Source organism: Bacillus sp. SRL543 (assembly GCF_984799205.1).
This window is the reverse complement of sequence record NZ_OZ481794.1, coordinates 1,401,712-1,426,656: the sequence shown is the minus strand read 5'-3', so window position 1 is coordinate 1,426,656 and position 24,945 is coordinate 1,401,712. Positions and strand designations below refer to the sequence as shown.

Below are 24,945 nucleotides of genomic sequence, written 5' to 3'. Positions count from 1 at the left end.
AAAAGAATGCCTGGCTCATTCCCCGGATCCACTTTGCAGCAATGGACCCAGGCCTGCTGCCGGAGTCCATTGCCAATGTTATTTTTTATGATCCGGCCTTTACTTACTTATTCAGGACAGGAGGCGCTGTCTCTTCAGGCGACAGTTCCCTCACCAGCACCGGGACTGGGTATGGGATGCCTTCCTTTTTCTCCAGCTTGATTGCGTACAATGCCTGAAGGGCCTGGTGGTCTTCTGCCCTGAATGTCATCTTCCCCTTCGGCGTTTCGAAGCTCATTCCTTCCATTGTCTCAATGAGCGTGTCTGCATCTGTACTGCCCTCGGTTTTCTTCAGTGCTTCCACGATGGAGATCGCGGCGCTCATGCCTCCTGGAGTGAAGAGATCCGGCACATCCCCGTCAAACCGCTTTTTATGTTCATCCACCAGCCAGCTGTTGATTTCGTTATCCGGAAGATCGTGATAGTAGACGGAGAAGCCTTCCATCCCGATCAATGGCTCCATTGTCGCAAGGGCAGCAATATCCGGTGCGCCTGTGGAAATTTTGATGCCTTTATCCTGGACCTTCATATCAGCGATCTGATTCCAAGGCGAATTGGCCCCCGCCCAGATGACAAACAGATAGTCCGGCTTTGAATCTATTACTTTCTGGATGTTTGCAGTAAAGTCGGTTGCGGCAGGATCCGCATACTCTTCATGGACAATTTCTGCGCCGAGCTTCACAGCCGCATCCCGGAATGCCGCCACACCGTCGCGCCCGAAAGAATAATCAGGGGCAAGCGTTGCTATTTTCACACCATCCCCGGCGATGGATGCAGCACCAGCGACTGCATCCTGGGAGGAGTTGCGCGCGGTCCTGAAAATATAAGGGTTGAATTCTGATCCTGTAATACTGTCGGCTACTGCGGGCTCGACGACCATGATTTTTTCATATTCTTCCGCGAGGGGAAGCACAGCCAATGTATCCCCGGAGCTGGAGGATCCGACCAGGAAATCGACTTCATCTTCCTCAAGCAGCTTTGTCGCCTTTTGGACGGCAACTTCCGGCTTTGTTTCAGTGTCCTCTACAATAAACTCAATTTTCCTTCCTGCCACTTCATTCGTACCGTCTGTCGCATATTCCAGGCCCAGCTCAAAGCCGCGCAGGGTCTGTTCTCCATATGACTCAAGCCCGCCTGTCTGCGAAGCCAGCACGCCGATTTTGATCGGCTTGCTCTTCTCGTCCCCGCTGCCTCCCGATTCTTCTGAACTGCAGGCACTCGAAAAGACCACCATCAGCGACATCAGGCAGCCCAATGCCATTTTCCCTGTATTCTTTTTCATCCTTTCTCCCCCTTGAAATTAATTATTTGCTGCATATCTTCCTGCCTTCATCCTAATCAGCTCCAGTTACAAATCGGTTACAGCCTAGATATATTCTTAATTTCTATTGCCGGAGGAAATTGACCTGCACAGTCTGGGAATTTCTGCAAATGGTTTAATACTTAAGAAAAGCGGAAAAGAGATAAGAAATCTATTGATCTTAATTTCCGTCTGAGAGGAGACGAAAGATAATGAAAACTGTTTATGGATTGATGACACAGGATGGAAGCGCAAATGAACTGCTGTGGGATTTAGGCTTCTGGGAAACAGAAGAAGCCGCCCAGGAATATTTAAGGACCAATCTCCCGCTCTCAAAAGGCATCTGGGTAGAAATCATCAACATAAACGACCCTATCCATGAATCTGCAGAAGAGTTTGAAGAAGATAAAATGATTTCCTGCTCATTCTGTGACATCGAATACAATGCCGCAGACATCCTGACTTATGATGTAGATGTACACATCTGTGTATACTGTGAGCCCGCATATAAGGCGCAGGTTGTTAAATAGAAAAGCGGAGGCGACTGTTCAGGTGCGACAAGCATAAGACGCTTTGGAATTGAAGGCGTTCTTTGCCTTCGGTTCCAAAGTGGCTTATGACTCGAGGGGCTAGCGCCCGGAGCTGGACAATTGAAAAGCGGAAGCGGCTTGCCGGCGGAACTTTGACGATAAAAATGCGGAAAACACACCGATTAAATTCTCTAATGCTAAAAAGCGCCGGAGCAAAGGCTCCGGCGCAGGCAGATGCAGGTTAGAACAGCGGCCCGAAGTGGGCCGCCGGCATTATTCATTCTAAAATTAAATCTTTTCTACCCAAATTGGCTGCTATTCTACCTCAAATTACAATGATTCTCCCCAGCTTTTCATTTATTCGCCCTAGAATTGGCGATATTCTTTCCGTTTTACAATTTTTTACATAACTTTAATTAATTTGGTGTTCAGCTAAAGGTGTGCTCTTCGTTTGTATTCGAGTGCTTCTGATGATGGTTGAAATCTCTTGTACTTAGGTAGTGATAGTTTTGAACCATTAAACTTCCGGTAATAATCTGAGTTTACGGTTTCTGAAATTTCAATGGTAAAATCATTATTAATAACCAGTAGACCTTTATCAAATAATTTATGCAAGTCTGTTCTTAACAATATACCGTTTTGATAATGGTCACTTTCAGTGTTAATGTATTCTTGAATGTGGCATGCTTCTAAGACACCTTCAAAAGATTCACCAGTTATTGCACATTTTCCATCATAACTCTCTAGCATCATTTGTTTGAATTTATAACTTGCTTCTCTTTTCTTTCTATTAACAGATTCTCTCTCAGTCAAAGAATCTTGTACTAAGGTGAAGTCACCAAAGATTCTACTCTGGAAATCTCCGTATAATTCAATTATATCGTCATAATCAATACTATATTTTAGATTATGATAAGATGGGTAACCACCATTATCAGCAACTTTATAATTAGATTTTTCGGCTATCTCTTTCCAATGCAAATGCTGATTTAAATCCTCATAATAAACTCCATACTTTAAACAAGTGTGGACAATAGCCTTTATTTGCCCACTTTTCTTTATTGTAGATAGGTTCATATTTGGATAATCAAAGTGGGTCAAAATGTCTTTTATCCTTCTACTTACGGCTGTATCAGTCATCTGTTTACTTTCAGAATTAATCCTAGTTGTTGGTCTGAACACATATTCACTTTCTGCTAGAGAAATTTTCTTTGCACCTCTTTTTACTACTCCGTTACCTAGTAAATATACAGTCTGTTCGGAAGCTTTCACTAAAAGGTCCATTGCTTTTTCAGATAAAGTCAAATTTCGTTCATCGGGTCTTCCTCGATTTAGTAACACAACACTTGTTGTTCGATTAAAGTCAGTTTTCTTTAAGTTTGTAAATTCGCTATTGTTCCTCCCATTCACTCCTTCAAAAACTAATTGTAGAAGTGCGGAATCCTGTGGGTTAATACACTTAGATACTATTTCATCCAGTTCCTTATCGGTTAGTAAAGTCTTACCCTCGGGACTAACAAAGGTTTCTATCCATGATATTCCCAAACCTTCGATTGGATTTTTGACTATATTTCCTTGCCATACATTATATTCAAAATAACCATTTAATTGTGATAATCGGTTACGCTTCGAACTATAAGTTGTAGGATTCATATAAGAAACTACCCGACCGACTTGTTCTTCAGTGAAGAACATTAAGTCTTTATTAAGTTCTTGTTCAAATGGATTAAAGTTTACAAAGAGATTTTTAAAGTTATCTCTGGCGCTTTCAGTCCTTGTAAGTATGAAGTCTAATTTTGTTGTGTAGTTAAATGTTTCTTTATCTAAAGTAAGGTCTGTAGTCATTTAAATCGACTCCACTCCTAATAAGAGTTTATCCCAATAAATTTCTTCAACTCTTTGTATATGCCCCACCTGTATCACCTAAATCACCTCAAATCACTTAGCGAGCTGAAAGTAATTCTCGTTACTTACCCGTTCACGTAAAGATGAACAGCGTTCCGTTACGCATGACCAGCAACATTCCCTGATTCCATAATCATTTGATGCATATGGAGTGTCGGTTCCAGAGGCGCCACGCCCAGCTCTTCTTCAAGGACCCCGCAGCACTTCTGGAACCATCTGATGGCCCGGGGGCGATTGTTTTTGCTGTAGTAGCAGTACATCAGGAGCCTGTAAGCTTCCTCCCATGTCCGGTCTTTTTCTATTATTCTTTCACACCATTCGATCGCCATGTCATAGTCTTCCTTCCGGACGCAAAGCTGCGCGAGTTTTTCAGCCCCCCTCAAAAAGTAAACCTGCAGCCTTTCTTTTTCACTGATGCACCAATCCTCATAGCGCCGCTCTGGCAGATAGTCCCCTGTGTACAGTTTCAGGGCTCTTTCAAGTCTGTGGATGCTTTTGCCATGGTCCTTCTCTTCCAGCCCATCTTTCACCCACTCCTCAAAAAGGATGGAATCCAAATCAATGACAGCTTTTGGATTTATTCCGTAGGAGGTGCCTTCCCTGTTGATGAAAAATGGATTTTTCCTTGGCTTGCGGTTTGGTTCAAGCACGTTATTGAGTGCGTTCAGGGCGACTTTAAAGTCCCTATCAGCACTTGCGGCATCCTGCTCAGGCCAAAGCATATCAAATATGTCTTCTTTCCGGATAAGCTGGTGGAGATGGGTGAGAAAAAGCTGGAGCAGCTCTTTGGCTTTGCCGCGCTGCCATCCTCCTTCGTCGATCTCCTTATCGCCCAGCCATACACGGAACTGCCCGAGGGTTTTCACTTTGAGGGTGAATCCCGGGTGGGAATGAAGATTGCCAAGATTCATTTCTTTTAGCAGCCTGGAAGTATAATCAGGCATGATGCCATTTTTTTCTGCTTCAATAAGAAGGGGGGCAAACATCTGCAAGTCCCTCGGGCCGAATAATGTCCTCCTGAACAGGAAGAATTCATAGTCCCCCCACTGCATCTGACGGAGGAAAGATTTAAAGGAGTTTTGAAAGTCTTCTTGAAGTCCCTGCTGATGCGCCGAATAGGCTTTCCAGAATAAGGCCAGCATACAGCCGTAATCATCCCCGCACTGCTGAAGCATGTTATATGCAAGTTCAAAATGCTTATCTGCTTCACCGAAGCGCCTCCCGTAGACAGAGCTGATGCCCATACTGATGAGGATCAGGGAAGAAAGCCACATATCTTTCACTCTCTCGGTTTCCTGCAGCCCTGCCCTTCCGGCATCCATTGATTTGCTGTAGTCATTCCGCTCTCCGTATAAAATGCACAATCCCATCAAAGGCTCTGCTTTCCCTCTTTCAATTTCAAGCCGGTCCATTATATCCAATGCAGTCCTGTAGCATTTTTCCGCAAGTGCCGAATCATATTCCCCCAGCAGCTGTGCCGCATGCCCAAGCCTGATCCAGCCGCAGGCTTCCACGAACGGCGCCTTTGTGCTGATTCCCTGCTGGATGCCTTCCTGGGACAATTTTTTCGCTTCTGCTCCATTGCCTGTAAATGCCTCGATAAGGGCGAGCAGCAGATCTGTCTCCCTGTGGGATTTTGGGAGCGGTTTGCCTTCGCTCTTTGTTTTCCGGCCGGCCAGCAAGGTTTTCCGGCTGTCTGCCAATTTACCCGTCCTTAAATAGAGCCGTGCCAGAAGGCTTTTGTCCAGCATCTGATGGCCCATGGATTCTGCTCTCTCCATCCATTTTTCTGCCTTCGCAGCCTGCCCGGCATTTATAAGGTTTTCCGCAAGCAAATGATAAAGTCTTGCCGGCTCGTCCTTTTCCCCTCTGATATCCCCTTCCTTCAGCTGTATCGCCTGAGATAAAATGCGCTCTGCTTTATGCGGCTGAATTGTGTCAAGATAGATCCTCGCCTTCCCTTCAAGTGCACGGGCCTTCCAAATCAGGTCCTGTTTAAGGTCGGCCCCTGATGCCGCCCTGTCATACGCAAGCTCTGCTTCCTGATACGAAGATCTGTAGCGCAATACCTCACCCTCAAGAAACCAGACTGGAAAAAACCTGTCCTTTGTCTGCACGGGGATGCCGGCCATCCGTTCTGACAGGCTTCCCAGCTTACCGGTTTCAAGCATCTTCAGTCCCTGGTCGCTCAATATAGACGCCATTTCTTCTGTTGAACCGATCTTTTCAAAATGTTTAAGGGCATCATCCCACTGGAGGCTTCGGACAAAATGGCGTGCACACCTTTCATTCAAAAGCCGGTAGCTTTGCGGCTGTCCGGCTTTCAGCTGCTTCTCCAGGAATTCTTTGAACAAGGCATGGTATCTGTATACTTTTTCTCCTATCTTATGGATAAACAGGTTCTTCTCCGTAAGCTGCTGAAGCATCGCCCCTGCCCCGGCGATCCCCAGGACTTCATTGCAAAGTTCTTCTGTCATGTCATCAAAAATACTTGTTTGTTCAAGGAATTGCTGGATAAGCGGCGGCTGCTTGGCAAATACCTCTGTGACCAGATATTGAAAAAGGTCTGCCAGGGAGCCCGACGATGCCCCGAATAAATTTGAAATGCTTTTTTTGTCTGTCAGCTGCTGTCCAATCATACCGACAGCAATGACCCATCCTTCTGTAGCAAGGCAAATTCTGTCCAAATCGCCCTCTTTAATGGAAATTCCGTACAATTCATTTAAGAGCAGCTCCACTTCATCCCGGGAAAGGACCAGGTCCTCTTTCGTTATTTCTAGGAGCTTGTCTGTGACCCTCATCTTTTTCAGCAGCTTCCATCCCGGCCTGCTCCGGCTTGAGATAATAAGATGAAGGTTCGGCGGAATATGTTCAAGGAGGGTTTCCATCCAGCAGTTGATTGTATAAGAGTGCTCAACCTGATGAAAGTCATCAAGGATCAGCAGGATAGCTTCATCATGCAGAGCAGCTTCATTTATGAATAAAGAGGCGAGTGAACGGATTTCTTCTTCTTTTACATACCGGTCCAGCTGCTCCAGGATGCTTATAATCTCAGTCCCGAAATCAGGATGTGCCAAACGGACCGATGCCAAAAGGCAGGATAGAAAAGGAATGATGTCATCATCCTCGGATGAGATGGAATACCAGCTGCAAGGAAGCTTTTCATCATGGACGAACAGGGCCAGGGCCGTACTTTTTCCATACCCGGCACCTGACTCGACAATGCACAGCGGATATCCAGAAACCGCTTTCATTTTGGCTGAAAGCCTTGCTCTCCGGATATATCCCTCTTTGACTGGCGGCACCATCAGCTTGGTCTTAATGACAGGCATTTTTATCCCTCCTTTCCATTTTATAATTTTTAGATTATTTTAGCATATTTGCATACAAAAAGGACTTGAATTCTCCAAGTCCTTAGAATTTAATATCCATTTCATCGATCGGCCAATAGCGTAGATTCACCTTCCCTACCACCTGATCAGCATCAATGCAGCCGAAATGCCGGCCATCCCAGCTTTCCAGCCTGTTGTCCCCAAGGACGAACAGCTGTCCTTCGGGCACTGTTTCTGTATGGGCCACTTCCTCCAGGGTGAAATCGCCGGTCAGGCGGCTGCCAAGGATTTCTTTTCTGTATTTTTCAAGGAATGGCTCCTCTACAAGATTGCCGTTTATATAAAGATGGTCATCTTTATAGTCGACCCTGTCACCCGGAAGCCCGATGATTCTCTTGACGTAATCCTCTTTTTCATTAGCATGGAAGACTATGACATCAAACCTTTGAAGCTCCCCGACCTGATAGCCGATTTTGTTGACCACCAGTTTGTTTCCATCCTGCAGCGTCGGCATCATGGACCCGCCTTCAACAACATAATTTGAAAAGAAAAACATACGGATAAATACAAAAATGATGATTCCGATCGCGAAGGCCTTTACCCACTCAAGCCCCTCCCGCTTAACTTCTTCTTTCACGCGGTCCCCCACCTCCATGGTTTACTTGCTGCTGTCTTTATCTGCTCCCATATTTATCTTTACTTCAATCCTTTTGCCGACATACCAAAGAATGAAAATAACAGCAAGGACAATCACTGTCCTGATTGGCTGGGTAATCAATGACCTTATATCATAGCCAATGAAGCTCATGGTGAAAATCATGACCATTTTGCCTGTCAGTACGGCAAGCATATACTGGGCAAAGCTTATTTTGGAAAGTCCGGCCACTATATTGACAATGGCAGACGGCGTAAATGGAAAGCAAAGCAGGATGAACAAAGGGCCAAAGCCATGGCGTTCGATCCAGCTCATCAGCTGCTGCACCTTTGCATGTTTCCTCAGAAAGGTTAACAGCCTCTTCTGCCCGTATTTCCGGACCAGGTAAAACACAAGCATGGCACCTAAACATGCACCCGCCCAGGATATCAGGAAGCCTAGCCACAATCCAAAAGCATTGGCATTTGCCATGACGAACAGGAACAGCGGCAGAAAAGGCAGGAAAGCTTCAAGCATTGGCAGCAATATTCCAGGCAGCGGCCCAAAAGAACGGTATCGTTCAATAAGATCCATTATATTTTCCAGTGTCAGCCAATCCTTGAGCAAGTCAAAATCCATTTGAAAATCTCCTTAGTAAAAACAATTCGGTATTTATTCTTACCTCTGCCAAGGAGTCTTTACACCACAATTTCCTCAGCGCCCATTATTTCGACAAAAATCCGCTTATCTCCTGCCGGTTTTGTTCCAGATCTACCCCAAGGACATCCGCCCCTCCTGAAGTTGTTTCATCCCAATAGGAGCCTTCCACAGGGACCCTTAATGTCTCGATTTGCCTGCCTTCCTTAGACAGAAGGCTTTTCCCCATATACAAAATGTCCCCTGTATCCATATTTGTGTTGATATACGGGGTGACGACACCTACGAGCTTAGGAAGCTTCGGCAGTGTCTGGATGCTGGTGAATTGATCAGCTATTTCCTTCATCACCTTCTGCTGCCTTTCCACCCGGCCGAAATCGCCAACAGCATCATGCCGGAAGCGCACATAGCCTAGCAGATGCTCTCCGTCCAGCCTTTGCAGACCTGGCTTCAGCGTTACTCCTATATTATCCGACATCTCCTTTTCAACGTCCACTTCGACACCATTCGGAAATGCTTCATCAATAAGCTGGACAAATCCCTGAAAATCTACGATCGAATAATACTGGATATCAATATCAAAATTCTCTTTGATCGTCTGCCTCAATAATTCTGGGCCGCCGTATGCAAACGCAGCATTGATCCTGTTTTTCCCATGTCCCGGGATGTCTACATACGAATCCCTCATGATGGATATGATTTTATAGGTCCCCTTATCAGGATGGTACTGGCCTACCATGATGGTGTCGGTCCGCGGCGTTTCTTCCCCGCGGGCATCGCTTCCAAGCAGCAATACGTTCGTGCCTCCGTATTTGTCTGTTTCGCCATTGAATTCATATTTCACTTCTTTCATATTTTTTACTTTATCTTCTGACTGGGCTACACCCTGGTTGAACTGGTAATAGGCATACCCAAGTGTGACAGCTATAATTAAAAGCAGGAATAGAACAACAAGCTTCCACTTTCGCTTCTTCTTTTTCTGCTTCTTTTCGTACCGGTCCGATCTCATCGCAACTATCCTTCCCTTTTATAATCAGGCCTGAGGAAAGCGGTTCTTTCCGGGAATACCAGCATGACCGCATAATCAAAGCCATAGTTTTGTAAAAATGCATACCACTTTATAAGACTGTGTTGGTGTATAAAAAGTTTCGCTTGTCCTTGCAGCCTTTAGGATTACTTGTCTGATTTTGCGGCTTTAGGGACTGTCCTTTAATCTTATTGTACACAAAAAACCGCAAAGACTCACAGCTTTGCGGTTGTTTTTCCGGATTATCCTGCTATTTACTGGAAAAAAGATTACAAATGCTTGTCAAACCAGCCTGAGATATAATCAAGGCGGCTGATCCGGAGCGAAGGCTTCCCGCTCCTGGAGAGCTCATGATTGGATTCAGGGAACCGGACAAAGCTCGTTTCTTTTTTGCGGTGCTTCAGGCTGATGAACAGCTGTTCCGCCTGTTCAATAGGACAGCGGAAATCCTTTTCGCCGTGAAGGATCAGCAAAGGCGTATTCATTTGATCAACGTAAGCAAGCGGCGAGTGCTTCCAAAGCTTTTCGATATCATCAAGCCCCGCTTGGATCTGCCAATCTGTGAAATAATAGCCGATGTCGCTTACTCCATAGAAACTGATCCAGTTTGAGATCGATCGCTGAGTTACGGCTGCCTTGAACCTGTCTGTGTGGCCGATGATCCAATTGGTCATGAAGCCGCCGTAGCTTCCTCCCGTCACTCCGAGCCTGTCCTGGTCGATGAACGGATATTCCTTCAGCACATAATCTACTGCATCCATCAAATCCTCGTAATCCCTGCCACCGTAGTCACCGCGGACGGCATCCACAAATTTCTGCCCGTAGCCATGGCTGCCCCTTGGATTGATATAAAGCACAGCATAGCCTTTAGCTGCAAGAACCTGGAACTCATGGAAATAGGAATTGGCATACATCGCATGCGGCCCGCCATGGATTTCAAGGACCAGCGGATATTTCTTCCCTTCTTCAAAACCGGCAGGCTTCATCAGCCAGCCATGGAGATCCCATCCGTCAGCGGAAGTAAATTCAATCGGTTCTGCTGCGGAAAGGCCGGTTTTCTCCAAAAACTCAGAGTTGACAGCCGTCAGCTGCTCCAGTTTGCCTGTAGTGATTTCCAGCAGGAACAGGTCACCCGGATGGTCGGGCTTGCTTACAGCCACTACAGCTCTGTCATCATTCCCTCCGGTTGACAGGCCATAGACATGCTGCCTGTCCAGCAGCGCAGGAAACAGCTCTCCTTCAACCGTCCCGTAGTAAACTGCCGTGCTGCCATTATCAGTGGCCAGGAAATAGAAGCTCCGATTATCATTTGACCAAAGAAGGCCTGGGGATACGGCTCCCTGCTGGAAGTCGCCGATCGCATAATCCCCGATCAGCAGGTCTGTATCTGCTGTCAGGCAGCGCAATTCTCCCTGTTCCCGGTCATAAATCCACGCTTTTGAAAGCGTAGCATTCTCAAACTCCCTTTCATGCCCGATCAAACCAAGATAGCGGCTGTCAGGCGACCAGGTGATATTGCCGAAATAGCCTGTACCATTGGTGATTTGCTCATGCTCTTTCGTTTCAAGATTGATCAGGCAGGCATCACTGCCGTATGAAAAATCCTTGTCTTTGCTCAAGTCTGCTGCGACAGCTATGTACTTCCCGTCCGGCGACCAGCTTTGAAGGCTGTAATCATTCTCTCCCTCTGTCAGCTGCTCGATATCTCCGGATTCAGTGCAGGCAATGGCAATATGGGTGAACTTCCCGTTCCAGAAGCCTTGGGCATCAGATTTATATCTCATCTTATTCACTTCAAGCGGTGCAGGCTTTTCTTCCTTTTCCTCCCCGCCTTCGCGGTCCTTAACCGATTCTCCCTCCCCGAGGGAAACAGTAAAGGCGATTTTGGAGCCGTCGGGCGACCATACCGGATTGCCGGCACCGTTTTTGCAGTATGTAAGCTGGCGGGCCTCTCCGCCGGCTGCGGAAAGGATGTGGATCTGATTTTTCCCGCTGCGGTTTGATACGAAGGCCACTCTGCTGCCGTCCTGCGACCAGCGCGGCGAATGATTGCGCCATGTACCGAATGTCCATTGGACAGGAGCGCTTAGTTCTTCCGTGTTTATGTAATAAAGATTGGAGCTGTATGCATCCTTTTCCTCCAGGATGACGGTTTCCGTATAGACACAATCCTTGCCATTCGGCGCCAGCTGGGGGTCGGCCGCTGATTTTAAATGATGCAGATCTTTTGATGCAATGGTGTTTTTTGCCATGATAATCATCTCCCCTTCATATGTAAAACCATTCTACTTATTTCGACAACAGAAATACTTTTCCTGCCTGACTGGCATTTTTTCAGGAAAAATTATTTTTTTCTGCTCTAAATGAGCTCTATGCCTGAATATGAGGAAGACTGTTAAAAAGAGACGCCAAATTCGACTTGCATAGAGAGCCGGGATTAAGTAAAATATTAACGAACATACGTTCTACTTCTGTTCGGAGGAGCAAGCTGATATGACAAGAATTCCAGAGGATGACCGAAATATTATGGAGCAGGCAATCTATCTTCCTATGGTATTGGTTGTGCTGAACAGGGATATTGCTGTGATTAACAATAGTCCCTTTAAACTCAAAAAGCCTTACCTGAATTTAATTGAGGATACGATGAAATTCATCCAGACGGAGCTGGCAGGCGTTAAGCGCTATATGAAGGATAACCGCCTCCAGGTCCAGGAAATAAAGCGGGATGAAGCATTCACAATGTTCATGTTCCTTTATAAGGGGTACGAAGAGCACCATAACTATTTTAATCCGAGAATCCGCAACAGGGTGCAGGAGCTGATGGAATATTACTTGTTCAAACGATGGGCGATGCAGGAAGAAAGCCGCCTCCATCTAAAGAGCCCAGGGCAGCACCGGTGACTTATCGCCGGAGGCGCATGCCGTCACTCAAGCCGCCTGTTGCGGTAGCTGCCAGCAGGCTCTGAAGCTTTGTTGGGCCTCTGATTATCTGTAAAATAGAACATTTTCCTGCCGTGCCCTTCGATCCGCTGGTGAAGCTTTGTCCTTAGATGGGCTGTCCTGAGGAGCTGATTTTCAAACGAACTGGATGATACAGGGAGGATCAGTGTGTGCCTGTTTCCGAATACGACCTTGGTATGTGAGGGATCTGTGCGATTGTGGGCTGCAATATGCTCATAGGAGATCCAGATGCAATCGGGGTTGTTCGGGGAAGTTGTCGGAAAAAAATATAGCAGGTTTGTCGGGTCGATGACGATTGGGACTTTATGCGTAACGCCAATGATATCTTTTGTCGCATCCTTCCTTCCTTCATATGAGGAACCGAAGTAGCCGCAGCTTTTTTTGACAATATCAAACGGTTTGAACGGGGACAGAAACTCATCTTCCACCTCAAATATCCGCGAATAAACTTTTTTGCCGTATGCCTGCGGCATGATGATCATTGTAGAAGGATTTATTTCGTATTCCTCTACCAATCTTTTTTTATGCATATCCAAGTGATTCATCTCCTTTGCTCTTCGTTTCATTTCATTATACCACTATTATTCCAGATAATTGCAAATTTTTAGTTAATTATTGCCAATCATATACCTCACGAATAAATTTTCTAAAAATTTAAATAATTTAGTTGAATTTTCCCCCGCTCCTCCATATAATATTAAAAAGCAGCAGGGGTGATTTTCATGAAAGAGAAGTCATATGCAGAGTCGATGAAAAAGAACACACTGAACCGCAAACAGCTTAAGGACACGTACGTCTTACACCTCTACATTGATATGCTCTTGTCGGAAGTGCAGCTGATATCAGAAAAAGAAAAACTGGCCAAAAAAATCGATCAAGCCCTCGATGACCGCAACCAGGCCCTGTTCACCCGGCTATCCAAAAAATACAAAGAACTGAACGAAAAATTTGGGAACTAGAAAAGCGGAGGCGACTGTTCAGGTGCGACAAGCATAAGACGCTCCAGGATAAAAGGCGGTCTATGCCTTTAATCCTGGAGTGGCTTATGACTCGAGCACCTAGGAGCCGGAGCTGGACAGATAGAAAAGCGGAGGGCGCTTGCCCAGCCCCGACAAGCATAAGACGCTTTGGAATTGAAGGCGTTCTTTGCCTTCGGTTCCAAAGTGGCTTATGACTCGAGGGGCTAGCGCCCGGAGCTGGACAATTAGAAAAGCGGAGGCGACTGTTCAGGTGCGACAAGCATAAGACGCTTCAGGATAAAAGGCGGTCTATGCCTTTAATCCTGGAGTGGCTTATGACTCGAGCACCTAGGAGCCGGAGCTGGACAATAGAAAAGCGGAGGGCGCTTGCACAATAAAGGAACGCGGTCTAAGAACGCCACGTCCTGTGGCAGCGCCTGTATGACCCGCATACTGCAGTTTCAAGCATAAGAACCCTCCGGCCCCGGCCGGAGGGTCTGCTTTTATAAACATGGACCGTTCACTGCCCCAAATACTCAATCCTCTTCTCTTTTAAGCTTTCAATCTCCTGTTCAGCTGCATCTTTCTCCGTTCTGAGCTCGATTTCGAGGTCCTCAAGCACATTCAGGCATTCCTTCACTTTATCAGCAGAGGCATTGATTTTCTCCTGAACCATCCAATCGGAAAAGATATTATCAAAGAAAAGATCGGCAATGCCCAAAAAGCTTCCCACCTCAAGCTCGGCAGAAATGGAGCGGCCAAGGTCATCAAGCTCCTTCTGCAGCTTTTTCAGGTTGTGCTGCGCGTCATGCAAAGACTCTTTCGCCTTGTCCATATGTGATCTTTTCGCCATGGTCGAGAGGAAGTCCCCACCGGCAAGATCGAGGAAACCCCAATTCTTCGCGCTTGAAAGCTCGCCATCAGCTTTACGCAAGGCTTCCCTAGACTCCGCCAATGCACTTTCAGCTTCATGTATTTCCTGAAGCATCGCTTTCCTTTCCTCCAGCTGGTCTGATAAGTGAAAAAGCATGTCGCTGACAGCCCCGCCTTCCTTGAGGATCAGACGCTCTTTTTCCATCAGCAGCTCTTTGTAGTCTGCCCCAGCCGTTTCCAGCACAGCAGCTCTTTCCCTGTATGTGCTGATGTCAGCTTCAAGATCATTCAGCTTTTTCAGGGACTCATCATACAGCAGCCTTGCTTTGTAGGCTTCCTCTTTTTCTTTTTGCAGTCTTTCTTCCTTTTTTCCGCTGAGCATCAGGAAGAAGCCTGACAACGAAGGGCCTTCGAGCTTATCCGCTTCCTTCAGCTCCTTTTCCCAAGTGGTCTTCAGCCTCTCTGATGAAGCCTTTTCCTGATCTCTTTCAGCCTTCAGTACATCAAGGCGCCTTTTATACTTTTCGTACAGCTGCTCCCGCTGCCTTGCTTCAGCAATGCTCTGATCCAAATTCATATTTAAGGTCCCCTTTTTCAGTTGTATAGTTATCATACGAAATAAGCTGTGAAAAAGATTCATTAAACAAAAGAGGCTCCAGCCGACGCCGGAAGCCCCTCTCCTTCTCCGCTGCTATTTGCTGCCGGATCCGGTTCGTTTATTCATTTCATACTCTTCGAGCGTGGAGATCCGCTCCAGCATGGTCGGATGCCCGTACCGGAAAATTTTCACAAGCAGCGGCGGCTTTACCTGGCTCAGGCCAGCCTTTGTCAACTCCTGGAATGTCCCTATTGCCGCTTCCGGATCATCGGTCATTTCAATGGCATACCGGTCAGCCCTCATTTCCTGATATCTTGAGACAAGGTTGGTAACCGGACTGGCGGCAAACAGCAGTACCGAAAGGAGCGCAAGGAACAGCGGGAGTGAGCGGATGTCGGAAACCTCCTGTACCTTAAATGCTCTCCCCCATCTTGCAATCACCAGATTCATCAGCTTCGATATGAGATACAGTCCGATCAATGAGAGCACTAAATATCCCGCAATCCCTATGTATATATGCTTCTCTACATAGTGTGCCATTTCATGCGCCATAATGAACAGAATCTGGTCATCACTCAGCCGGCTGAGTGTGGTATCCCATAATACGATCCGTGAATTTGCACCTATGCCTGTTACATATGCATTAAGCGAGTTGGTCTTCTCCGCCATATTTACTTCAAACACATGCTCCGCAGGGATATGAGCCTCACTCGCCAATTGAAGGATCTTTTGTTCCAGCTCTTTATTTTTCAGCGGATAAAAATCATTGTAAAGCGGATCGATCACAACAGGCTGGAGGAACATCATGAAAAGCGTGAATGGCACCGATAATAGCCATGCATACAGCCACCACCTTTTAGCGCTTTTTTTCATCAGCCAGTAAAGCACTGCAACCAGGATGAACATCGTTGCGTAATTAACCCAGAAATCAATCAGTTCATCCTTCATCCAGGAACCGAAAGACTGTGTTGAGATATTATAGCTCTTGGAGAGCGAATAGCTGATAAAGCTTAAAGGAAAAGTGGCGGCAAACGCGAAGACTGAAAGCCACAGCAGATAGATGGCCGTCTGCAGGGCCTTCGCCCGGACCGATTTCCCAGCCCAATTCTTTATCGCCGAAGACAAGCCTGTCACTAGGACAAGCACATAAAACACCCATTCAAAGGGTGTTGATAAAAAGAACAGCAGGTTCCTTACTTTAGAATACTCTTCGCTCAGCATAAGCTCGCGCCCGTTCAAAAAAGCTTCCGGGTCGGCCTGTGTGCCCTGATACTCAAAAGGCAGGCTTGCATTCGCAAAATAAAACAGATACCAGTAAAAAAACAGCCCGTAGACAAAATAGCCGATGACTGTATAAAAGCCGATTTTCCGAGCCATTCCAATTCCCCCTTTCTTCTTTCAAAGCTGCCCTCCTTGCCGGATGGCCGGGCAGCCTGGACGGGCTTTCTTTGTACAACCTCTCCCTACAGTGTAGTACCATTTGTTCATTTTAGAACCTTAAAATGGATGAGCCTCTTTTATATAGTCTCCCAATCTGCTTTCAAGAAGCCCATTATCATAGAAAAACCAGGCTCAGCAGCCCGAGCCTGGCAATCATGCTAGAAAAAGTAAGAGTATACCGACAATACAGCGATCGAACCAAGAACAACAACGATGACGTTTGCACCGAGGTAAGCAGCCAGGAAAGCTGCGGCTGCACCGAGCAGGCCATACCAGATGTCTTCCTGGATGAAGAGGACCCCCGGGAAGATAAGCGCTCCCAATGTCGCATAAGGGACATTTCTCAAAACACCCTGCCAGAATGCAGGCAGCTCCTTTCCCCTGAACAGGACGAAGGGAAGCATCCTCGGAATATAGGTGACGGCTGCCATCCCTATGATCATCATAATGATTTGGCTATTCATGCCGCTTATCTCCCTTTCTCTTTTTCAAAGTTTCCACAGCTTCTGTGATCACAGCTGATAAAAGTGTCGCTGTGACAATGGACCATCCTGTCGACAGCAGTTCTGCCATTGTGAAAATGGTATTGAACCCTGCTGCCAGCACAGCAAGGAACACAACCTTTGCGCTCCCCTTCATGGAAGGCACGAGCAGTCCTGCAAACATGGCATATAAAGCGACAGACATGCTTTCCTGAAGAGTCTGCGGAAGACGTGCGCCAATCAGATGGCCGATGCCTGAACTGATCACCCAGCTTGAGTAGGACACAAAGATAAGGCCGAACATATATCCTGAAGCAACTTTCTCTTTTTTCATGGAAGCGACCGAAAAGGTCTCATCTGTAATGCCAAAAGCAAACAGCATTTTATTTGCCGTATGCTCGTCTTCACACTTTTCATTAAGAGATGCTGACATCAGAAAATGCCTGATGTTGACAATAAAAGTGGTAAGGATGATTTCAAATATCCCTGTCCCAAGCGTTAAGAGGCTCAAGGAGATATACTGGGCAGCTCCGGCAAAGACGAGAAGGCTCATCAGTACCGTTTCCCCTGCCGTAAGCCCTGAGGTCTTCGCCAGAAGCCCGAATGTTATGGCAATCGGAAAATAACCAATTGCAATGCTTGCCCCTGCCTGTATCCCTTTGCGGAACTCCCCCGCTGGCCTTTCTGCTGCTAATTCTGCCATATCCTCACCTGCCGTTATGTATATAGGAAATATTTTTGGAAAATATTGTGTCCCCACTATGCTTTTGAGATATATTATACATATGTGCGTTATATTACACAATTCCTTTGGAGGGAAAAATGGAGAATATTCACAAAAACATCGGGGAAAATTTACGGAATATACGGAGAAGCAGGGGGCTCAGCCTGGATATGGCGGCAGAGGCAACCGGCGTGAGCAAGGCAATGCTAGGACAGATCGAACGGGGAGAGTCCAACCCCACGGTCACTACATTATGGAAAATTGCCAGCGGCCTCCAGATCTCTTTTTCATCTCTTATGGCAGAAAAATCATCCGAGGTTTCTTTTGCCGACACCAATCAGATCAGCCCAATCAGCGAAAATGAAGGGAAATATAAAGTGTTTCCGCTGTTCCCCTTTGATCCGCGGAAAAAATTCGAGATGTTCATTGTGGAAATTGCCCCTGGCTGGAAGCAGATCTCTGATAAGCATAATGAAGGGGTGGAAGAATATATCACCATTATGACCGGTGAAATTGAGGTTATCATCGGGGACCGGCCATACAGGATCACAGAAGGATCCGCCCTCCGGTTCACCGCTGACCAGAAACACAGCTACAGGAATACAGGGGACGAACCAGCTAAATGCCAGGTGGTCATGTATTATGAATAGCAAATTAAAGGTGCCCTATGGCAGATCATGGGGCACCCTTTATTTCAGGCAAGGACTGCCCGGTCACTGTTCATTTTTTCGCCGCGGATGCGCTGGAATTCCCCGAGCAGCTTTTCAACTGTCAGAGCCTGCTTCTCCGTTTCTCCTGCTTCAAAAATGATCTGCCCATTGTCCATCATGATCAGCTTGTTTCCAAGGTCGATCGCCTGCTGCATATTATGGGTAACCATCAGTGCTGTCAGCCCGAATGATTCAACAATTTTCCTGGTCAGCTCAGTGATAAGGGCAGCCCGGGCAGGATCCAGCGCTGCAGTGTGCTCATCAAGCAGCAGAATTTTCGGCTCTGTGAAGGTGGCCATCAATAATGACAGTGCCTGCCTTTCCCCTCCGGATAAAAGGCCTGCCTTCGCTTCAAGGCGGTCTTCAAGCCCGAGATGGAGCATTTCGAGCTGCTCCTTGAAAAAGGCCTTCCGTTTTTTGGTCATTCCCATCCGGAGTCCGCGCCCCCCTGTCCGCGAGTAAGCAATCGCTAAATTTTCTTCGATCGTTAAATTGGGAGAAGTCCCTGCCATCGGGTCCTGGAAGACCCTGCCGATCAGGCACGACCTTTTATGCTCTTTCATTTGCGTAACATTTTTTCCGTCAATCAGCACTTCCCCTTCATCAGGATAGAGGCGGCCTGATATGATGTTCATTAGAGTCGACTTGCCTGCCCCATTGCTTCCGATGACAGTGACAAAATCCCCTGGCTGCATGGATAGATTAAGATGCTGAAGAGCCTTTTTCTCATCAGGGGTAGCTTCATTGAACACTTTATAAATCTGTTTTAGCTGCAGCAACCTGCCCACCGCCTTCATCCATCATTTTTGTCCGTTCTTCTTCACCAAAGCGCCTTTTTTTCCTGCGCCTGATCTCCCGCTGCCGTTCAATCATCCTTGGTATGATGAGCGCACAGACAACGATCGCAGCCGTAATGAGCTTCATATCGCCCGTTTCAAGGAAATCGGCCCTGAGCGCAAGTGTCACGATGATCCTATAAAGGATGGCTCCTCCAATAACAGCTAAAGTCGCCCTGAAGATCGTTTTTGCCCCAAAGACCGCCTCGCCGATGATGACGGAGGCAAGGCCGATGATAATCATGCCGATCCCCATCCCGACATCGCTGAAGCCGTTATACTGGGCAATAAGGGCTCCTGAAAATGCAACAAGTCCGTTGGATAACCCCAGTCCCAGGATTTTCAAAGTGTCAGTATCAGCTGAAAAACTCCGCACCATCGTCTCATTATCGCCCACTGCCCTGATGGCAAGCCCGATATCCGTTTTCAGGAAAGCATCGAGCAGCAGCTTAACGGCAATTGATACGGCAAGCATGACCAGCAGGATGCCCCATGTTTTGGGAATCATTCCGCCGAGTCCTATGCCTGTCAAAACCGATGCAATGCCGCTGTCGAACGGCAGGGACTCCCAGAAGCCCGACAGCTTTGTAATCACGGTCTCCTCTGAAAGAAGGGGCACATTCGATTTCCCCATTATCCTCAGGTTGATGGAATAAAGGGCAATCATCATTAATATGCCGGACAAAAGGGGGTTTATTTTTCCTTTTGTGTGCAGCAGGCCTGTCAGGCACCCGGCAGCAAAGCCGCATATCATTGCCATTATGGTAGCAAGGAACGGATCTGCGCCTGCCACAATCATTGAAGCAGCGACAGCCGCACCTGTAACAAAACTCCCATCCACTGTCAGGTCCGGGAAATCAAGCACCCGGAATGACAGGTACACGCCAAGGGCCATCAAAGCATAGACCGCACCAGCCTCCACTGATCCAAATATCGCTGTGAACATATAATCTTCCTTTCTCCGGGAGGGCATTCTATCTTTCTATTCAATAAATTCAGCCAAGCTGTTCCATTCTTCTTTCTGCTCGATATTCATTTCTTCAGCAGCTTTCTTGTTGATCAGAAGTTTTAAGTTTTGCGGATACTGTACAGGCAGCTCTGAGGGCTTCTTCTCTCCTTCCAGGATTTTGGCCGCCATCTCCCCCGCCTCGTAGCCGATATCTTCATAGTCGAACCCATACGCAGCAAACCCTCCGCGCTCTACTGAGTCCAGTTCCCCGACAAACAGCGGGATATCATTGTCATTGGCTGTCTGGATGACCGACTCCAGTGCGGAAACAACTGTGTTGTCCGTAATGATATAAATCATGTCTGCCTTCCCTACAAGGGATTCTGCTGCCTGCTTCACCTCTGAGGAAGCTGACACCGTGGCTTCTTCCAGCTTTAAACTCGTTCCTTCCATCGCTTTTTTGACGAGTTCAATCTGGGCATTTGAGTTCTGCTCTCCTGAATTGTAAATGACTCCTACTGTTTTTCCTTCCATCTGCTCAGCCATGAATTTCACCGTATTCGGGATGGCATCCGGATGTGTATCGGTTGTGCCAGTGATATTTTCCCCAGGCTCTTCCATCGAGGCCACAAGCTCAGCTCCTACAGGATCTGTCACAGAGGTGAAAACGATCGGGATATCTTTTGTCGCATTGAGCGCCCCGTACGCGCTCGGTGTAGAATTGGCGAAGATAAGGTCCACACCGTCGCCGGCAAAGTTGTTGGCGATGGCCTGATTGTTGTTCTGGTCGCCCTGGGCGATCTGGACATCATAGTCAACCTCAAGCCCTTTATCTTCAAGTGCCTTCTTGAACCCCTCAAGGGCTGCATCAAGCGAAGGATGCTCCACGATTTGTGTTACGCCGATTTGATACGTTTTTTTCCCATCTGCCGCCGTTTTTACTTCGGTTTCATTTGTACCGCACCCTGACAGCAATCCTGCTGCCAGCAGGCCTGCCGCCGCCAATCCAAACTTTTTCTTATTCATGAAAAATCCCCCATTCTTGTCCTATCAATCGGTATGCCGCTTTCGTACTTTTATGCTTTTATGCTTTTATTCACTAAATTATATAGGTGAACCATGCTGGATTCAAGATGTTTTTTGATATTTTAGAAAATTAATAATATGAAAACAAAAAAAAACCTGTGAACGGCTTTCCATTCACAGGGTTTTTTCTTATCTGCCTTTGAACTCAGGCTTCCTTTTTTCTGAGAACGCCTGAAGGGCTTCCAGCCTGTCTTCTGTCGGAATAGTCACCTCATAGGCTTTTCTCTCAATCTGCAAACCCGTCTGCAGATCAGCGTTCATTCCCTGCTTCACAGCAAACTTTGCCTGCTGAAGGGCGACAGGCCCGTTTGCCAGCATTTCTTCTGCGAGCTTCAGGCATTCTTCAAGAAGCTGGTCCTGGGGGACTGCTTTTGTCAATAATCCGTATTGCAAAGCTTCTTCAGATGACAGCCTCCTGGCAGTAAGGATCAGCTCAAGTGCCTTTGCCTGCCCGATCAGCCTCGGAAGCCGCTGGGTCCCGCCTGCTCCGGGGATGATGGCAAGGCTGGTTTCAGTCAATCCCATCTTCGTTCCCTGGGCAGCCAGCCTGAAATCACAGGACAGGGCCAGCTCCATCCCGCCCCCAAAAGCAAATCCATTGATGGCTGCAACCGTAGGCTGCGGAAGATTATCAATCAATGAGAATACCTCTCCGATTTTGTATACATTCCTTTTAACGTCCGTCTGGGAAAGTGTTCTTCTTTCCTTCAGATCAGCCCCGACACTGAATGCTTTATCTCCGGCTCCCGTAAAAATGACAGCCCGGACATCCGGATCGATCCTGATATCCTCCACGGTCCGCTGAAGCTCTTCAAGAGTCTCATAATTAAAGGCGTTCAGCGCTTCCGGACGGTTCAGGGTAATGACGGCCACATGGTTCTCCACTTTCAATTCAATGCTGCTCATATTTTCCAACTCCTTTTTAAGGCTCTCTCAATATTCGCTTTCCAGATATGAAAACCCTTTCTTTTTAATTTGCAGGCTTAGCGTTCCTCAAGCTCCACGGAAAAAAAGGATCGATAAGGCGCTGAGCAAGCCGTCACTTCCCTTTTCAAAGCAAAAACCAGGCAGAAGTGCTGATCTCCGGCCTGGTTTTGAAAACAAAATTAAGCTGTATGTGCAAGTATCGCAGAATAACACGCAATACCCCTTAACACCGCTGAATCTATGAAAATAGCTTATTTTGTTTGAAGAACTTGTTTTTTCAATGCTCTTCTCAGTATCTTTCCTGTCGTATTCTTTGGCAGCTCGTCCAGGAATTCAATCGAGGACGGCAGCTTATATTTAGCAAGATGCTGTGTGCAGTAGCCTATCAGATCTTCCTCGGTGAGAGAAGGGTCGGACAGCACAACATAGCTCCTGACCGCTTCTCCCTGATTCGGATCCGGCACGCCGATGACAGCCGCCTCGACCACGCCCGGATGGCTGTAAAGCACTTCTTCTACTTCCCTTGGATAGACATTATAGCCGCCGACGATGATGATTTCCTTTTTCCTGTCTACAATATAGAAATAGCCTTCTTCATCCATCCTCGCAAGATCTCCTGTAAACAGCCAGCCATCCCTGATTGTTGCAGCAGTTTCTTCAGGCATTTTATAATAGCCTTTCATGACATTCGGGCCTCTTACAGCAAGTTCGCCGACTTCACCAGGCGGCACCTCATCGCCCAGTTCGTTGACAACTCTGTTTTCAACATTAAGGATGGATGTCCCGATGGAGCCAGGCTTGCGCGGCCGGTCAAGCGGGTTGAAGCATGTTACCGGCGATGCCTCGGACAGGCCATAGCCTTCAGAAATCAGGACATTGAATTTCTTTTCGAAATTTTCAAGCAAAGCTACCGGAAGTGATGCACCGCCGGAAATGCAGAGGCGAAGGGACTTTAAATCTTCTGCCTTGCCATCGCTGTATTGCAGCAGAAAATTGTACATGGTCGGCACACCGGCAAAAACAGTTGCCTCATACTCTTTTACCAGCCTGAATACTTCTTTCGGGCTGAATTTAGGATCGATCAGGATGGTCGCTCCATTCATCAGCGGAGCGTTAAGCACAACAGTCAGGCAGAAGACATGGAACATCGGAAGCGAGGTAATGACCTTGTCTGACTCATTCATTTTCAAGTAATCGCTTACATCTTTTGCGTTGCTGTAAAGGTTTTTATGCGTGAGCATCGCGCCTTTTGGCTTGCCCGTGGTGCCTGATGTATAGAGGATGATAGCTGTTTCTTCTTCCTCCAGCTCCGGCCCCTGGAAGCCGGCATCGCCTGAAGCCAGCACGGATGTAAACGATTTCAGTTTAGGGTAAACACTCAGGTTTGAGACTTCAGCATCAGCCTGTTTGCCTTGCGGGGTTTCACAAATGATATAGTTTTCAACAGACGGCAGCGCCCCATGCATTTTCTCTGCCATCGGAACCAGCAAGTCCAGGCTGATGATTGCCTTCACATCACCGTTTTTGACAATATAGCCGATTTCATCCGGCGTATAGATCGGGTTGATCGGAATTACGGTCGCTCCCAGGCGCATCGCTCCATACAAACTGATGATGAAGTATGGAGAATTGCCGAGAAGCAATGCAACATGGTCTCCCTTTTGGATTCCCAGTTTTTCCAGGCCGGAAGCAAATTTTGTTACTGCCGCATCAAGTTCAGCATAAGTGCTTTCCTTGTCCATAAAATAATAGGCTGGCTTTTCACCCAGCTTCTGTGCCGTTTTATGCAGCTGTGAAGATAAGTTCATAACTTTCCCTCCTCCTAAATGAATGAATAGTCATTCACTAAAAAATAAAAAATTTTCTAAATATATTATATTGAAAGAAATTTATGTATTCAAGTACATGACCCAATATTTTGCAGATAAATGTTGTCCGGCATTAAAAAACCCGCTGAAATAGCGGGTTCCTGTTTAGTAAACAAGATTAATAAAATCTTCTTTAGTAACATTTCCAAAATAGTGTTTAATGTTGACATCAGCAAGAGCTTCTTCGATTGCCGCCTTCTCATAGCGCAGGCCTGAAAGCTTCTCTTCAATTTCTGCAACATCCCCGACCCCGAAAAAGTCGCCGAATATTTTGCAATTCCCGATGATCCCTTTATCAACATCCAGCCGCACATCGATTTGGCCGACCGGGAAGCGATGCGAATGCTGAAGGTTGAATTTCGGCGATTTCCCATAATTCCAGTCCCAATTCCGGTAGCGCTCTTTTGATAGCTGATGTATCTTTTCCCAATCCTCTTCTGTAAGTACATACTCCGGAATTTCGTCGAGATCCCCAAAGATGTTTTTCAGGAGCGTGCTTCTGAACTGCTCTGTGGAAACCTTTTCTTCCAGGAATTCAGAAATATTCGCTACACGGCTGCGGATGGATTTGATGCCCTTTGATTCAATTTTATCCTTCCTGACCTTAAGGGCTGATACTACACTGTCAATCTCAGAATCAAACAGCAATGTCCCGTGGCTGAACATCCTGCCCCTTGTTGCGAACTGGGCATTCCCGGAAATTTTTCTTCCTTCTGCTGTAAGATCATTGCGTCCGCTAAGCTCTGCTGCCACTCCCATTTTCTTCAGGGCCCCGACAACAGGCTCTGTGAACTTCCTGAAGTTATGAAAGCTGTCGCCATCGTCCTTGGTAATGAATGAAAAATTAAGATTGCCATGATCGTGGTAGACGGCTCCCCCTCCGGATAAGCGGCGGACAACATGAATGCCGTTTTTCTCAACATATTCAGTATTGATTTCCTCGATAGTGTTCTGGTTTTTGCCGATGATGATGGAAGGCTCGTTTATGTAAAAAAGCAGATAGCTTTCCTGGTCAATGTCCAGGTTCTTCAAGGCATACTCTTCAATGGCAAGGTTTATGCGGGGGTCTGTAATCCCTTTGTTGTCGATAAATAGCATGATGATTCTC

General features: G+C 46.8%; 22 protein-coding genes. 4 read left to right on the top strand and 18 right to left on the bottom strand.

What is annotated here, in order from left to right:
- Nucleotides 1-103 precede the first annotated feature (103 nt).
- On the bottom strand, nucleotides 104-1,321 hold the full coding sequence (locus AC4E8B_RS07315) for a substrate-binding domain-containing protein (protein WP_490217925.1): 1,218 nt from the start codon (nucleotides 1,319-1,321) through the stop codon (nucleotides 104-106).
- Between the two features lie 230 nt (nucleotides 1,322-1,551).
- On the opposite strand from AC4E8B_RS07315, the gene AC4E8B_RS07310 reads away from it, so the two are divergent.
- A complete protein-coding gene (locus AC4E8B_RS07310) occupies nucleotides 1,552-1,869 on the top strand; it encodes a hypothetical protein (RefSeq protein ID WP_490217924.1) in 318 nt (105 codons plus the stop codon).
- 432 nt (nucleotides 1,870-2,301) lie between these two features.
- On the opposite strand, the gene AC4E8B_RS07305 is transcribed toward AC4E8B_RS07310, so the two are convergent.
- From AC4E8B_RS07305 to AC4E8B_RS07280, 6 genes are all read right to left on the bottom strand, one after another.
- Nucleotides 2,302-3,714 (bottom strand): phage lytic cycle repressor MrpR family protein, encoded by a 1,413-nt coding sequence (locus tag AC4E8B_RS07305; protein ID WP_490217923.1) that lies wholly within the window; start codon nucleotides 3,712-3,714, stop codon nucleotides 2,302-2,304.
- A 158-nt stretch (nucleotides 3,715-3,872) separates the two neighbouring features.
- Nucleotides 3,873-7,106, bottom strand: coding sequence for an AfsR/SARP family transcriptional regulator (locus tag AC4E8B_RS07300; protein WP_490217922.1), 3,234 nt, complete (start codon nucleotides 7,104-7,106; stop codon nucleotides 3,873-3,875).
- A gap of 82 nt (nucleotides 7,107-7,188) precedes the next feature.
- The gene (gene lepB / locus AC4E8B_RS07295) at nucleotides 7,189-7,743 is read right to left on the bottom strand and encodes a signal peptidase I (RefSeq protein WP_490217921.1); all 555 of its coding nucleotides are present in this window, start codon (nucleotides 7,741-7,743) and stop codon (nucleotides 7,189-7,191) included.
- 21 nt (nucleotides 7,744-7,764) lie between these two features.
- Nucleotides 7,765-8,379 (bottom strand): TVP38/TMEM64 family protein, encoded by a 615-nt coding sequence (locus AC4E8B_RS07290; protein ID WP_490217920.1) that lies wholly within the window; start codon nucleotides 8,377-8,379, stop codon nucleotides 7,765-7,767.
- Nucleotides 8,380-8,464: 85 nt separating this feature from the next.
- Nucleotides 8,465-9,406 (bottom strand): LCP family protein, encoded by a 942-nt coding sequence (locus AC4E8B_RS07285; protein WP_490217919.1) that lies wholly within the window; start codon nucleotides 9,404-9,406, stop codon nucleotides 8,465-8,467.
- A 287-nt stretch (nucleotides 9,407-9,693) separates the two neighbouring features.
- On the bottom strand, nucleotides 9,694-11,685 hold the full coding sequence (locus AC4E8B_RS07280; protein WP_490217918.1) for a S9 family peptidase: 1,992 nt from the start codon (nucleotides 11,683-11,685) through the stop codon (nucleotides 9,694-9,696).
- 232 nt (nucleotides 11,686-11,917) lie between these two features.
- Here AC4E8B_RS07280 and AC4E8B_RS07275 point away from each other — a divergent pair, with 232 nt between their 5' ends.
- Nucleotides 11,918-12,325 (top strand): YhjD family protein, encoded by a 408-nt coding sequence (locus tag AC4E8B_RS07275; RefSeq protein ID WP_490217917.1) that lies wholly within the window; start codon nucleotides 11,918-11,920, stop codon nucleotides 12,323-12,325.
- Nucleotides 12,326-12,348: 23 nt separating this feature from the next.
- On the opposite strand, the gene AC4E8B_RS07270 is transcribed toward AC4E8B_RS07275, so the two are convergent.
- Nucleotides 12,349-12,915, bottom strand: a complete 567-nt coding sequence (locus AC4E8B_RS07270) for a competence protein ComK (protein WP_490219554.1) — start codon at nucleotides 12,913-12,915, stop codon at nucleotides 12,349-12,351.
- A 192-nt stretch (nucleotides 12,916-13,107) separates the two neighbouring features.
- Here AC4E8B_RS07270 and AC4E8B_RS07265 point away from each other — a divergent pair, with 192 nt between their 5' ends.
- Complete coding sequence (locus AC4E8B_RS07265) at nucleotides 13,108-13,344, top strand: IDEAL domain-containing protein (protein WP_490217916.1); 237 nt, start codon at nucleotides 13,108-13,110, stop codon at nucleotides 13,342-13,344.
- A gap of 520 nt (nucleotides 13,345-13,864) precedes the next feature.
- Here AC4E8B_RS07265 and AC4E8B_RS07260 read toward each other — a convergent pair.
- The 4 genes from AC4E8B_RS07260 to AC4E8B_RS07245 form a co-directional block, all read right to left on the bottom strand.
- The gene (locus AC4E8B_RS07260) at nucleotides 13,865-14,794 is read right to left on the bottom strand and encodes a hypothetical protein (RefSeq protein ID WP_490217915.1); all 930 of its coding nucleotides are present in this window, start codon (nucleotides 14,792-14,794) and stop codon (nucleotides 13,865-13,867) included.
- A gap of 114 nt (nucleotides 14,795-14,908) precedes the next feature.
- Nucleotides 14,909-16,192: a M48 family metallopeptidase gene (locus AC4E8B_RS07255; protein WP_490217914.1), complete on the bottom strand. Its 1,284-nt coding sequence runs from the start codon at nucleotides 16,190-16,192 to the stop codon at nucleotides 14,909-14,911.
- A 221-nt stretch (nucleotides 16,193-16,413) separates the two neighbouring features.
- Nucleotides 16,414-16,719, bottom strand: a complete 306-nt coding sequence (locus AC4E8B_RS07250; protein WP_490217913.1) for an AzlD domain-containing protein — start codon at nucleotides 16,717-16,719, stop codon at nucleotides 16,414-16,416.
- Nucleotides 16,712-17,440 carry an AzlC family ABC transporter permease gene (locus AC4E8B_RS07245; protein WP_490217912.1) on the bottom strand — a complete coding sequence of 243 codons (729 nt, stop codon included), beginning with the start codon at nucleotides 17,438-17,440 and terminating at the stop codon, nucleotides 16,712-16,714. Before AC4E8B_RS07245 ends, AC4E8B_RS07250 begins: the two co-directional genes overlap by 8 nt.
- A 119-nt stretch (nucleotides 17,441-17,559) precedes the next feature.
- Between AC4E8B_RS07245 and AC4E8B_RS07240 the strand changes: the two genes are divergently transcribed.
- Nucleotides 17,560-18,111: a helix-turn-helix domain-containing protein gene (locus AC4E8B_RS07240; RefSeq protein WP_490217911.1), complete on the top strand. Its 552-nt coding sequence runs from the start codon at nucleotides 17,560-17,562 to the stop codon at nucleotides 18,109-18,111.
- A gap of 44 nt (nucleotides 18,112-18,155) precedes the next feature.
- Here the strand turns inward: AC4E8B_RS07240 and AC4E8B_RS07235 are convergent, their stop codons facing one another.
- The 6 genes from AC4E8B_RS07235 to lplA all read right to left on the bottom strand — a co-directional run bounded on the left by AC4E8B_RS07235 (nucleotide 18,156) and on the right by lplA (nucleotide 24,935).
- Entirely contained in the window at nucleotides 18,156-18,950 is a 795-nt protein-coding gene (locus AC4E8B_RS07235) for an ABC transporter ATP-binding protein (RefSeq protein ID WP_490217910.1), read from the bottom strand.
- Nucleotides 18,925-19,953 carry an ABC transporter permease gene (locus tag AC4E8B_RS07230; RefSeq protein ID WP_490217909.1) on the bottom strand — a complete coding sequence of 343 codons (1,029 nt, stop codon included), beginning with the start codon at nucleotides 19,951-19,953 and terminating at the stop codon, nucleotides 18,925-18,927. Before AC4E8B_RS07230 ends, AC4E8B_RS07235 begins: the two co-directional genes overlap by 26 nt.
- Nucleotides 19,954-19,989: 36 nt before the next feature.
- Nucleotides 19,990-20,982: an ABC transporter substrate-binding protein gene (locus AC4E8B_RS07225; protein WP_490217908.1), complete on the bottom strand. Its 993-nt coding sequence runs from the start codon at nucleotides 20,980-20,982 to the stop codon at nucleotides 19,990-19,992.
- A gap of 189 nt (nucleotides 20,983-21,171) precedes the next feature.
- A complete protein-coding gene (locus tag AC4E8B_RS07220) occupies nucleotides 21,172-21,948 on the bottom strand; it encodes an enoyl-CoA hydratase-related protein (protein ID WP_490217907.1) in 777 nt (258 codons plus the stop codon).
- 272 nt (nucleotides 21,949-22,220) lie between these two features.
- Entirely contained in the window at nucleotides 22,221-23,777 is a 1,557-nt protein-coding gene (locus AC4E8B_RS07215) for a fatty acid--CoA ligase family protein (protein WP_490217906.1), read from the bottom strand.
- Between the two features lie 165 nt (nucleotides 23,778-23,942).
- Nucleotides 23,943-24,935 carry a lipoate--protein ligase gene (gene lplA, locus AC4E8B_RS07210; protein ID WP_490217905.1) on the bottom strand — a complete coding sequence of 331 codons (993 nt, stop codon included), beginning with the start codon at nucleotides 24,933-24,935 and terminating at the stop codon, nucleotides 23,943-23,945.
- Nucleotides 24,936-24,945: the final 10 nt, after the last annotated feature.

Excerpts from the sequence above, each read along its gene's own strand:
- AC4E8B_RS07315 (WP_490217925.1), bottom strand. The coding sequence starts at position 1,321 with ATGAAAAAGAATACAGGGAAAATGGCATTGGGCTGCCTGATGTCGCTG.
- AC4E8B_RS07310 (WP_490217924.1), top strand. The coding sequence starts at position 1,552 with ATGAAAACTGTTTATGGATTGATGACACAGGATGGAAGCGCAAATGAA.
- AC4E8B_RS07305 (WP_490217923.1), bottom strand. The coding sequence starts at position 3,714 with ATGACTACAGACCTTACTTTAGATAAAGAAACATTTAACTACACAACA.
- AC4E8B_RS07300 (WP_490217922.1), bottom strand. The coding sequence starts at position 7,106 with ATGCCTGTCATTAAGACCAAGCTGATGGTGCCGCCAGTCAAAGAGGGA.
- AC4E8B_RS07290 (WP_490217920.1), bottom strand. The coding sequence starts at position 8,379 with ATGGATTTTGACTTGCTCAAGGATTGGCTGACACTGGAAAATATAATG.
- AC4E8B_RS07285 (WP_490217919.1), bottom strand. The coding sequence starts at position 9,406 with ATGAGATCGGACCGGTACGAAAAGAAGCAGAAAAAGAAGAAGCGAAAG.
- AC4E8B_RS07280 (WP_490217918.1), bottom strand. The coding sequence starts at position 11,685 with ATGATTATCATGGCAAAAAACACCATTGCATCAAAAGATCTGCATCAT.
- AC4E8B_RS07275 (WP_490217917.1), top strand. The coding sequence starts at position 11,918 with ATGACAAGAATTCCAGAGGATGACCGAAATATTATGGAGCAGGCAATC.
- AC4E8B_RS07270 (WP_490219554.1), bottom strand. The coding sequence starts at position 12,915 with ATGCATAAAAAAAGATTGGTAGAGGAATACGAAATAAATCCTTCTACA.
- AC4E8B_RS07265 (WP_490217916.1), top strand. The coding sequence starts at position 13,108 with ATGAAAGAGAAGTCATATGCAGAGTCGATGAAAAAGAACACACTGAAC.
- AC4E8B_RS07260 (WP_490217915.1), bottom strand. The coding sequence starts at position 14,794 with ATGAATTTGGATCAGAGCATTGCTGAAGCAAGGCAGCGGGAGCAGCTG.
- AC4E8B_RS07255 (WP_490217914.1), bottom strand. The coding sequence starts at position 16,192 with ATGGCTCGGAAAATCGGCTTTTATACAGTCATCGGCTATTTTGTCTAC.
- AC4E8B_RS07250 (WP_490217913.1), bottom strand. The coding sequence starts at position 16,719 with ATGAATAGCCAAATCATTATGATGATCATAGGGATGGCAGCCGTCACC.
- AC4E8B_RS07245 (WP_490217912.1), bottom strand. The coding sequence starts at position 17,440 with ATGGCAGAATTAGCAGCAGAAAGGCCAGCGGGGGAGTTCCGCAAAGGG.
- AC4E8B_RS07240 (WP_490217911.1), top strand. The coding sequence starts at position 17,560 with ATGGAGAATATTCACAAAAACATCGGGGAAAATTTACGGAATATACGG.
- AC4E8B_RS07230 (WP_490217909.1), bottom strand. The coding sequence starts at position 19,953 with ATGTTCACAGCGATATTTGGATCAGTGGAGGCTGGTGCGGTCTATGCT.
- AC4E8B_RS07225 (WP_490217908.1), bottom strand. The coding sequence starts at position 20,982 with ATGAATAAGAAAAAGTTTGGATTGGCGGCGGCAGGCCTGCTGGCAGCA.
- AC4E8B_RS07220 (WP_490217907.1), bottom strand. The coding sequence starts at position 21,948 with ATGAGCAGCATTGAATTGAAAGTGGAGAACCATGTGGCCGTCATTACC.
- AC4E8B_RS07215 (WP_490217906.1), bottom strand. The coding sequence starts at position 23,777 with ATGAACTTATCTTCACAGCTGCATAAAACGGCACAGAAGCTGGGTGAA.
- lplA (WP_490217905.1), bottom strand. The coding sequence starts at position 24,935 with ATGCTATTTATCGACAACAAAGGGATTACAGACCCCCGCATAAACCTT.